The sequence below is a fragment of the Empedobacter stercoris genome (assembly GCF_020281205.1).
Taxonomy (GTDB): Bacteria; Bacteroidota; Bacteroidia; order Flavobacteriales; family Weeksellaceae; genus Empedobacter; species Empedobacter stercoris.
In genome coordinates this window covers 56364-67080 of the sequence record NZ_JACXZC010000002.1, presented here as the reverse complement: position 1 = coordinate 67080, position 10717 = coordinate 56364, and the positions used below count along the sequence as shown (strand labels likewise).

The window sequence follows — 10717 nt, the reverse complement described above, 5'->3', positions numbered from 1 at the left end:
AATAAAAGTAAATTTAGGTAAATTATAATCTAAATCATATAAAAGCTATCTTTTACTAAAAAGATTCTTTAATACATAGTTAACAATCATACGAAATGGAATTTGATTAAGAACTTGTTCTACTTCTATCATTTTATGATTATATATTACATTATGTACTTCCTTTTTCCCATTTTTAAGTTCAGCAAACTCTCTTGTTATATAATAAGCATGTACATAGTCCTTGAATGGATTTGGGTAATCTCTTTCGTGCCAAGTTCCTACAAAATGGTGTGTTGCATAATTTTTAGGCAAATCCAAACAAAAATAAGTAGAAGGGTAAATTACAATTCCATCCTTTCCTTCTTGGTATTCGTCTCTTGTAGGGTCAATTCCGTATTCTTTCACCAATAAATCAGATACAAAAACGGTATTGGTCGTTAAGTCGAAACTTGTTTTCTCATTATAAAAATCAATTACTCGTTTTGTCCAAGGATGGCCTTTTTCTGTCGCCCATAAGGCCGTAAAAGGCGAACCTTTAATCTCAAAACCAGAAAATGCACGATGAATTAAAAATTCATCCAACGAAAACTTTACCTCAACATCAATATCCATATAAATACCTCCATATTGATACAAAGCTAATGCCCGTGAATAATCAGAAACAAATGCCCACTTTTTATTCTCTGCAGCTAATCTAACATATTCACAGCAATTGATATCGAAATTAGATTCGTTCCATTCCATGATTTCATAATCAGGAAGGGCTTTTTTCCAACTTTCTAAACAGATATAAAAAGATGCGGGTTTTGGATTACCTCCGAACCAACAGTAATGTATTATTTTGGGGATCATTGAGTTTAAATTGAAAATTCGATAATTCTTATTTTATTTAATCCTTTTAATAGTCCGAATTCTTTAATAATATAATAATATAGTTCCTTCTTACTAATTTGTTTTAACATTTTCTTATTTTTAAAAAAACATGTTACGGCATTTGAAATTAAAAACTCGCGTGATAATTTGGATATATTCAAATCAATGGTTTCTTTATAAGTATCATAATAATAATGAAATTGATTTTGTACAATTTTCTTATTGTTATTAAGATTAACTTGATATGAATCCTTATGAAATCTTCTTTTACTCAGAATTGTATCAATAATTACTGCATTAACTGTAATTAAAACAAGCTTTACAAAATAATTATATTCTTCTGCAGATTGATTTTTCTCTGTAAAACTTAACATTTTTGCAATCTCTTTCTTTATCATCACATCTAATGTTAACCAATTTATTTTTTTCATAATAAAATGGTCAGATGTTATTTCTAAAATACCCAATTGTCTATAATTTATCGGATTATTATTCTCAGGATTATTAAAATATTCAGTTTTAGAAATCACAAAATCTGAGTTTCCTTCTATTATAGTTTGTAATTTTTTTTCAACATGATTTTCAACCATCAAATCGTCGCTATCAAAAAAAATAATATAATCACCTACAGACTTTTTCATTCCTATATTTCTACAAGCGTTTGCTCCTTTTGGATAATCTTTTGGACGGACATATAACTTGAATCGCTGATCTTTTTCTTCAAAAGTCTTAATAACTTCTATTGAATTATCTGTTGACCCATCATCAACAATTATACATTCCCAATTTTCATATGTTTGTCTTACAATAGAATCTAATGTTTCTCCAATAAGATTTGCTCTATTATAATTAGGAATAATTATGGAAACTTTATACATATCTAAATGTAATAAATGATTTGGCTTTTCTAAAATACACAAATAAGTAGACAAAGAAAAACTGGGTTAATACTTTAGGTTTATTAAATAATGAAAATTCATTCTTAAACATTTTATAGATAAATTTTTTTTGATTAGCTCTTATAAATTGATCTATTACTAAGAAGTTATATTTCGAAAAATAGTCTTCAAGATCATAATTGTTCATTTTTTGCAAATATTTTCGAACAATACTTCTTGCTTTATAATATTCAAAAATTTTAGTCTGATTTTTATTATTTGTAATTGAGTTTACATGATGTCTTATTGCTACTGTTACTTCATTAATAAAATCAAACTCTGAAAGTGGAACTTGATAAAAGATTCTACAAAAAAATTCCCATTCTTGAGCCGCTTTTAAGTTTTCATCGAATAATGATATGTTATTAATTTTGAATATTTCTTTCTTAATTAAGGGAGTTTGTGTCAAAATTTTTAAATTCTGTTTAAAATAATCTTGGAAAAAATTTTCAGAATATATTACATCGTGTTTTTCTAATATAATATCTACATGATTTTCGAACTTATAAGCTTCTGTAATTGAAATTAATTTATTATTTTTTAATAAATTAATTAATTGCTTTTCAATTTTCTCTGGCAACATCACATCATCACTATCAAACCAATTGATGTACTCTCCCTTGGAAAGGTCAAAACCATAATTTCTTGCTCCATTTCCCCCTGGTTTGTATTGTTTTGGTCGATGATGATAAGATATTCTACTGTCTTTTTTAGTATAGTTGTCTAAAACGTCTGAAGTATGGTCCGTACTCCCGTCATCCACCACAATACATTCCCAATTTTGGTAGGTTTGGGCAAGTACAGAATCTAAGGTTTCTCCAATAAGTTCCGCTCTATTGTAGGTAGGAATAATGATAGATACTAAAGGTTGTTCGGTCATTTGTAAAATTGTTTTTCTTAATAGGATAGTTCTGTAAATTAACGAGAACTTTATCCTTCTTAAATCACCTATTAGGATACAAACTTGACGGCAACAGATTACTTGACCTATTGGGTCAAGTGATGTTGTATAATCTATTGTTCAAACGCAATGATTTCCGCTTGAATGTAGTCTACATAGTGTTTAAGTCACGCAAATATACAGAATTAGATTTGGAATGACATGTATTTTATAAAATTGTTGTGAGGGTAAAATGATAAGGATGCGCCGCCCCAGAAGAAGCATGTGGTTGATAAACAACTGTTACACTAACAATAGGAAAAGCAAAACCAACAGAGGATAAAGCTTCTTCCCTCAACTGTAATTCAATTTGATGCAAAGGTTTTTCTTTTTCGGAAAGAGGAAAATAGAAACACTGTAGATTGACGAGGTCTAATTCTAAACTTTCGTCACACTGCATCCATGCAAATGAAATCTCTAAGCACGAATTAGGGTGTTTTTGAGCACAAGATCGAAGTAGATTCATGCTTATCACCAAGCTGTTCTTCTCCAACGAATAAGAACAATCCAACGGATATAATTTCGAGTTTTTATTTAATTTTAGTTGTTGAAGCCTCCGTTCCTCATAAGCTTGTTTCAATGCTAAATATAAATTTTCTTGATCCGATTGTTTTCTAACCTTAGAAAAGAATGATACCAATTGATTGTGAAAGGTTCCATCTTTTTGACGCCATATCAAAGGATTAATTGCTTTTTTAAAACGCCCTACGAATGTGGCGACTTCTTTGAAACGTTGTTGTGCGGCTTTGGTATTTGGGTGTTCATGGGATTTTCCATTTACAAACCCTCCTGTATTTTTTTTGACAAATGATTGGCCATTACGTTCAAAAAAGATCAAATCTCCTACTTTTCCTCGGATACCAAATAAACTGTCTAACTTTGCCATAATAGTATTATATTTACATTACTGAATGTCAATAGTTTAAATATACTATTATTTTACAATACTTCAAAATTTATTCGATTTGAATATTCTTTCTATAACGCCTTTATACTACCTTTATATCGCTTTTATACCCCTTCTATACCATGGTTTGTTCGACCTAAAAAGGAAGATAGAGTATAGATAAAGGCACTTACTTAGGTTATAGCTTAGCTTTAAAATACTCGTGTATAAATCTAAATGCTGTTGTGCAATTTGTTTGGGGTTGCAAAAGGTTAAGGCATAATCTTCATCTAACTTGGCACCTTCTTTATTTACAAGAGCTTGTCGCAAGGCTTCCACTACAGAGTTAAAATCATTGGGTTGATAAGTCGGATTGTTATTTTGTTCTACAATAACTATAAAAAACTCCAAGGTAATAACTAAGTATACTTTTAGTTTTTCGAATAATATTTAAATTATTGGATGTTAAATCTGATAAACTACAAGTTTTTCTCACTCTTTGATCAAAAGCTCCTCTATAAAAGTAGTTAAACATTTCTTTACTTTTTTTCTTACCAGAACTTTCATAAGGATGATTCACAATATATATAGGAAAATACTTTATTATCATATTGCATTTCATTGCATCAAATAATAAAATCTGCTCTTCTCCTTTCCTCAAGAAAGTACCTAATCCAAATCGATTATCGAATGTAATGTCTTTACTTTTTATAGATTCAATATTTAGTAAAATCTCTATAGAAGATACCCAATGTTTTGAATCTTCTTTTATTAAAAGACTCTCAAAAGGATAGTTTTTATACTCAGGTTCACCATGTAAAGTTTTTATTTTAAATGTAGCAACATCGAATTTATCGTTTTCAATAATAGTAAGAATTTCAAGTAATCCTGATTCAATATATGTTACATCATCATCAGCTATAAGCCCATATTTTGTAGTACAATTTGAAATACCTATGTTTCTACTATTTGACAAACCTTTTGTTTGTGTAGTTATGATTGTTATATCATCTCTTAATAACTGATTAGGGATTTCAATGTCATCATGATTTTGATGAACAATAAGATAACAGATATCTGGATGTTGAAATGAAACAGTTTTTTCTAAACCTAGTATTCCTTTGTTGAGTGTTGATATGATTATGGTTAGAAGTTTCATTTTAGATTAATTAGTTTTTTTTAATCCTAATATATTCATTTTCAACAATATTAATATAATCATCAACATCTCTATTATTTATAACATCATAATATTGCTTATCTGACAAATTTGAAGCCTCAACCTCATCGGTTAAAATCTGCAAAGTTTTATCAACAAACTTATTAAGATTTTTGTAATGTGGATAAATTGGGTTTTCAAAATTATTTGGTTTAGGAGAAAAATCCCAACAAATAAGAGGTGTTCCTGTTGTACAGATATCTAAACCTGCATATCCTGCGGGTCTGTCATTGTTATACCCCTGAAACCAAGACAAAGATAACTCTTCATTAATTGCTGTTTCTACAATATCTTCTTGATGTCCTCTAAAAAAAACATTATCTTGAATTCCTAACCTCTCTAACATATCAATCATTCGATGTTCTTTAGGATTTCCATTGCCAAAAATATGTAATTCAACATTAGGAAATCTATCTAACAATAATTGGAAAGAATAGAAAAATGGATCTAATGGTTTAAATGGATCTAATCTCGTAAATATTCCTATTTTTTTTATATGTTGTTCTCTAAATTTCCACTTTTTATTATTCTTATCAATCTTCATGACCAAGGGAATAAATGTAGAATGATAACTTACAAACTGTTCCAGTTCGTACTTTAATTCTTCTTTCTTAAACGGAGTACAGAAATTAAAATTGAATGAGTGATCAAAATTATCATATAAATCATTTTTCTGAAACCTTGCGGTCATCATATGAATCAAACTTTTTTCTTTGATTCTATTTGGAATATTATTTATAAAAATATACTCCCCCATCCAATGAATAACATCATATTGATCCATATATTTTGACAACTTATCAATTTTCCATAGATCTATATATTTAGGAAATAATCCAAGTTGACGTTTTATTTTATTACGCAACCTATTTTTTTCATAAAATCTCTTATCTATAAAATCATCAATATACCTAATTTCAGCACCTTGTTCTTTGTGTAAGTTTTCATAATATCTAACATTCCACAGTTTAGATACTTTTTTTTCTTGTTCTAAAGATAAAATAGTTAAATCAAATTTATTTTTATCTAATGCTCGGTCGATTTCATAAGCAAAACGTTCGGCACCTGCTCTATAAAACCCAGCAACTACAAAAAGAATTTTAGTTTTCTCCATTATAGAATTGTTTGATTTCAGATATGATTAAATCTTGCTCATGTTCTGTCAATTCATAATAGAAAGGCAAACGTAACAAGCAATCCGTAAATTTATCAGAATTTGGGATATTGATTTCTTCGTTGTTTTTCAAGAAAAATTCGCTTTTATTTAAACTTAAATAATGAAATACTGGATGAATATCTTCTTTTTTTAGATGGCTTATTAATGCCGTTCTTTCATCGTAATTTTTACAAACAATATAAAACATGTGTGCATTATTAGTCGCAAAATCTGGAATGACAGGTAACTGGATTTTAGTATTTGTTGCTAGATCTGCTAATCCATTTTGATATCGATTCCAAATTGCTACACGCTTTGCTTGAATTTTATCTAAATTTTCTAATTGTGCATACAAGAATGCAGAAATGATTTCTGATGGTAAAAATGATGATCCTAAATCTACCCAACCATATTTATTCACTTCTCCTCTAAAAAACGCACTTCTATTGGTTCCTTTTTCACGAATAATTTCTGCTCTTTCAAAATAATTTTCATCATTTATCACCAACATCCCTCCCTCTCCTGCAATGATGTTTTTGGTTTCATGAAAAGAAAATGCCGAGAAGTGACCAATTGAACCTAATGCTTTTTTAGTTCCATCAGAAAACGTATAATAACTATCTATGGCTTGTGCCGCATCTTCTACGACAAACAACTTGTGTTTTTCGGCAAGACTCATAATCGCTTCCATGTCACAAGCTACGCCTGCATAATGTACAGGAACGATGACTTTGGTTTTGGAAGTGATGTGTTTTTCTATTTCTTTTGGGGCTATATTCGGATTATCTGCATAAGAATCGACAAAGACTATTTTCGCACCACGTAACGCGAATGCATTAGCAGAAGAAACAAAAGTATAACTTGGAACAATTACTTCATCACCTTCTTTGATGTCGCAAAGTATAGCCGCCATTTCTAAAGCATCAGTACAAGATGTTGTTAACAACACTTTTGGAAAATTATATTTTTCTTCGAAAAACTGTTGACATTTTTTGGTAAATAATCCGTCTCCAGATATTTTACCAGATTGTACAGCTTCTTCTATATATTTTAGTTCATTACCAATAATGAATGGTTTATTGAAAGGTATGGTCATTTGTGTATTTTTTATTTTATAAATCTTGCAGGATTACCAACATATAAGCCTGGTTTTTCTAAGTTTTTGATTACGACTGTAGCTCCTCCTATTTGGACTTTAGTTGTTATTCGTATGTTATCTATAATGGTAGAATTAATTCCTAATATACATAACTCTTCTACTTTTACAAATCCAGCAATACTCACTCTTGGAGATAAAAAAGAATGACTTCCTATTTGGCTGTCATGTGCAATTGCACATCCTATATTAAGTAAGACATTATCACCAATTTCTACATATTGATCTAGTATACAGCCAGGATAAACAACTGTACCTCTTCCTATTTTTGCACTTGGATCGATGTAAACTGAAGAATGTATAAAAGTATAAAAAGGAATTTTATTAATTAATTTATCAAAAATTGCCTTTTTAAAATCAAGATGTTTGTAGCCTATTGCAATAAGTATTTCGTCAAATTGTTTGCTTTTATAAGCTTCTTCAATATCATTGTTTCCACCAATTACAGGAATATTATCCACCAATGTATCTTTCTCTTTATACTCGTCAAAGAAAGCAACAACTTTATCACCAGTATCTTGGTGAATATGATAAGCAATTTGTTGTCCCAAATGTCCAGAACCTACAATAGCGATACGTGTCATAATTCAATTTTTTTATCAGATTGATAGATAAGATAGCCTGAACGGTCATTGCTACTTTTTATTAATTTTAAATCATCATTAAGAATTTCTTTCTTCACCGTCCATTCATATTCTTTCTGGAAATAAGGATTTAATGATTGCGTTTCTTTACAATAAAAATAAACACCCGCATATCGGTTATATTTTGGAATACTTTCTTGCCAATTAAATTGATTCAGAGCGATATCTAATACACATTGTAAATAGTCTATGCCTGTAGATAATTTCACCAAATCTGAACCTATAAAGTCACCACCCATACGGCTTCCAATTTCTATGACATAGACATTTCCAGCTTCGGTGATTTTCATTTCTATATGAGATGCGCCAAACTCGATATTAGTTGCTCTTAAGGTATTCAAAGCAATTTTTTTAATTTTTTCTTGTAATGAAGCGTGTAATGTCGTGGGCTGATGATGGGCAATTTCCACAAAATAAGGTTCTGGAGAGAGTACCTTATCAGTAATGTTTACGATTTGATGTTCGCCTTTCCAGCTTAATGTTTCAACACTAACTTCTACACCTGAAATGTACTCTTCTACAATGCATGTTTTCTCAAAAGAATAGCTTAAGCTTTCTTCTACAGCATCCAATAACTCTTTTTGATGGGATACTTTTTTAACGCCTAAGCTACCTGATCGATCCACAGGTTTAACAATTAACGGAAATGTATTCTCTATAGCAGAAAGCTGTTTAATGTCTGTAATTGTTCTGTGTGCAGGTGATGGGATATTATGTGTATGGAAACAATCTCTCATCAGTCCTTTATTCGTTGTTAACAAAGCGGTTTGCAAAGAATTACCGATCAAATTCATCTTTGCTGCAACATATGAAATAGTCGGAACACAAATATCTGTTGCAATAGTTAATATTCCATCAATATTTATTTCTTGACATTTCTCTAAAATAGTTTCTTTTTCTAAAACAGAAATATCATAAAAATAATCTGCAACTTCCTTGCAAACTGCTTTTCCATCATCCCAAGCAAAACAATGTGTTTCTATTCCATTAGCTTTCGCTTTCTCTACTAATGGTAATTGAAGATAACTTGCACCAAGTATTGCTATTTTCATAATTCTTCTATTATTGGTATGTCAATAAAATATTCTTTATCTCTCCAACGCGCTGTACCTACATCTTTCCAAGGTTTTTGCATTTGCTTTTTCAAGAAATCTTTTTCCCAACTCTTAGGTGTATCTATTTTTTTTACTTTGATAGTGAAGGTAGCGTCATTCAAATCGGCACCATTTTTATAAGCCCAAAATGCTGTAAAATCTCGAATCCCTTTTTCTAAGTTATTTTGATCTATGGTGTTACCATTTACACGAAAAGACCATTTACACCATATTGGTCCTACTTGATATTTCCCAGGTGTACCATTCTTATTAACAATTGGCAACCATATCTCTTGTTTTGTATTTTTATCAATATGTGTAAGTGCTATAATGTGATTGTACTCGCTAAAATGGTAATCCATAAAAACAGCGTGATGCGTAATCCCCATATAAGTTTGTCCAATTGATTCGATACTTTTAGCTGTCTTCTCAATTTTTTTATTAAGTTTCTTGTCTTCTACACCTATTTCTTGTCTTATATCTACATTAAGGTCAGAGTTATACGAAATAATTAATTGCAAAAGACATAAAGCTAAAACACCGGCTGTTATGATTTTTATCTTCAAATCTTTTAAAGTAAAATTATGAAGTAATTTCAATTCTTCTTCTTTTGGAGGAATTACAGGTGGTGTATAACCACAGTTTTCTTCTGTACAATGTTCTGTATTTCGGTTTTTTGCTATATAAGCATATACTACTTTTCCTAAATGATAAATACCAGTTAATCTCAACATCCAACTCAATGGTTTTGTATAGATCATACTATTCAAAACCTGTATATAAGTATCTAAACCTTTGTAAACTTTTCCGTTTTTTATAGAATGTATATCATCTAATAATGTATCGTAAGGAATATCTTTTAGCAATGGTTCTTGTTCAGCATAATATTGAACTGTTTTAAACTCTATTTTCTTGAAAATATCAAAGTGCTTTATCGTTATTTTGGTACGATTACATAAGGGACATTCTCCATCATAATAAAACGTAATTGTTGGTAATCTTTTCTTGTTTGTTCCAAAAAATAGAGCCCACCAACTTATTGGCACCATTAATAAATACAAACTACACATTCCTAATGCAAACCAAGGAATAGGATAACAGATTAAAATACCAACGTGCAAACCTATACCAATTATTAGAAGAGGAACTCTCCATCTTTTTCTAAAAAATGTAAACAAGAATATCGCTTCGAATACCAAAGTTAAATACCCTAAAAAATACATTAAATATTCTTGATTTAACAAAAATTGTAAATCATTTAAAATAATTGGTGGTACAGATGTTGGCAACCACATTCCTAGCCCTTTCATCCAAAAGTCAGACGATAACTTAAAAAATATGGAATCAAAATAAACAAATGCGACCCCAACTAAAATAGGTATAAAATAAGCAAGTACACTTACTTCTGCTGGAGGATTATATTCAAATTTTGTATTAGAATATTTATATTTTAATAAAAGTCTATCAATAGATAAAACTCTTGAAATAGGTAGGAACATCAACAAAAAATTAATTCCCATGTAAGCGTAGAACATGTGATATTCATAAGTAGTTATGCTCCCTATTAATATTAAACTTAATAAATAATTAACAATTGTTGCTGTTCTGGTAAATAATCCAAACGCAATAAATAATACGGAAATACCCCAGATCGCAATCGGAATTCCAAAATTGATTTCTGCTTGATCTAAATAAGGTACTTTGTCAAAAATTAAATGTCGAAAATAATAAAACTGTACTATTTCTGCAAATAGAACCAAACAATAAGCAATTCTAAAAATTGCTAAACCTATTGCTGGTATTTTTTTATCATACAATTTTCTTAACAT

10 protein-coding genes are annotated in these 10717 nt (G+C 29.7%); all 10 read right to left on the bottom strand.

Annotated elements, in window-relative coordinates; genetic code table 11:
- Positions 1 to 45: 45 nt before the first annotated feature.
- The 10 genes from IF125_RS01375 to IF125_RS01330 all read right to left on the bottom strand — a co-directional run bounded on the left by IF125_RS01375 (position 46) and on the right by IF125_RS01330 (position 10717).
- On the bottom strand, positions 46 to 834 hold the full coding sequence (locus tag IF125_RS01375) for a glycosyltransferase family 32 protein (RefSeq protein ID WP_225541269.1): 789 nt from the start codon (positions 832 to 834) through the stop codon (positions 46 to 48).
- Positions 835 to 839: 5 nt separating this feature from the next.
- On the bottom strand, positions 840 to 1733 hold the full coding sequence (locus IF125_RS01370; RefSeq protein WP_225541268.1) for a glycosyltransferase family 2 protein: 894 nt from the start codon (positions 1731 to 1733) through the stop codon (positions 840 to 842).
- Entirely contained in the window at positions 1726 to 2673 is a 948-nt protein-coding gene (locus IF125_RS01365; RefSeq protein ID WP_225541267.1) for a glycosyltransferase family 2 protein, read from the bottom strand. The genes IF125_RS01370 and IF125_RS01365 overlap by 8 nt, the downstream gene beginning before the upstream one ends.
- A 229-nt stretch (positions 2674 to 2902) precedes the next feature.
- The gene (locus IF125_RS01360) at positions 2903 to 3619 is read right to left on the bottom strand and encodes a hypothetical protein (RefSeq protein WP_225541266.1); all 717 of its coding nucleotides are present in this window, start codon (positions 3617 to 3619) and stop codon (positions 2903 to 2905) included.
- A gap of 376 nt (positions 3620 to 3995) precedes the next feature.
- Positions 3996 to 4778 carry a glycosyltransferase gene (locus IF125_RS01355; RefSeq protein WP_225541265.1) on the bottom strand — a complete coding sequence of 261 codons (783 nt, stop codon included), beginning with the start codon at positions 4776 to 4778 and terminating at the stop codon, positions 3996 to 3998.
- A gap of 10 nt (positions 4779 to 4788) precedes the next feature.
- Complete coding sequence (locus IF125_RS01350; protein ID WP_225541264.1) at positions 4789 to 5952, bottom strand: glycosyltransferase; 1164 nt, start codon at positions 5950 to 5952, stop codon at positions 4789 to 4791.
- Positions 5939 to 7090, bottom strand: a complete 1152-nt coding sequence (gene rffA / locus IF125_RS01345) for a dTDP-4-amino-4,6-dideoxygalactose transaminase (RefSeq protein ID WP_225541263.1) — start codon at positions 7088 to 7090, stop codon at positions 5939 to 5941. Before rffA ends, IF125_RS01350 begins: the two co-directional genes overlap by 14 nt.
- A gap of 11 nt (positions 7091 to 7101) precedes the next feature.
- Entirely contained in the window at positions 7102 to 7734 is a 633-nt protein-coding gene (locus IF125_RS01340) for a NeuD/PglB/VioB family sugar acetyltransferase (protein WP_225541262.1), read from the bottom strand.
- On the bottom strand, positions 7731 to 8846 hold the full coding sequence (locus IF125_RS01335) for an ATP-grasp domain-containing protein (protein ID WP_225541261.1): 1116 nt from the start codon (positions 8844 to 8846) through the stop codon (positions 7731 to 7733). Before IF125_RS01335 ends, IF125_RS01340 begins: the two co-directional genes overlap by 4 nt.
- On the bottom strand, positions 8843 to 10717 hold the full coding sequence (locus tag IF125_RS01330) for a DCC1-like thiol-disulfide oxidoreductase family protein (protein ID WP_225541260.1): 1875 nt from the start codon (positions 10715 to 10717) through the stop codon (positions 8843 to 8845). Before IF125_RS01330 ends, IF125_RS01335 begins: the two co-directional genes overlap by 4 nt.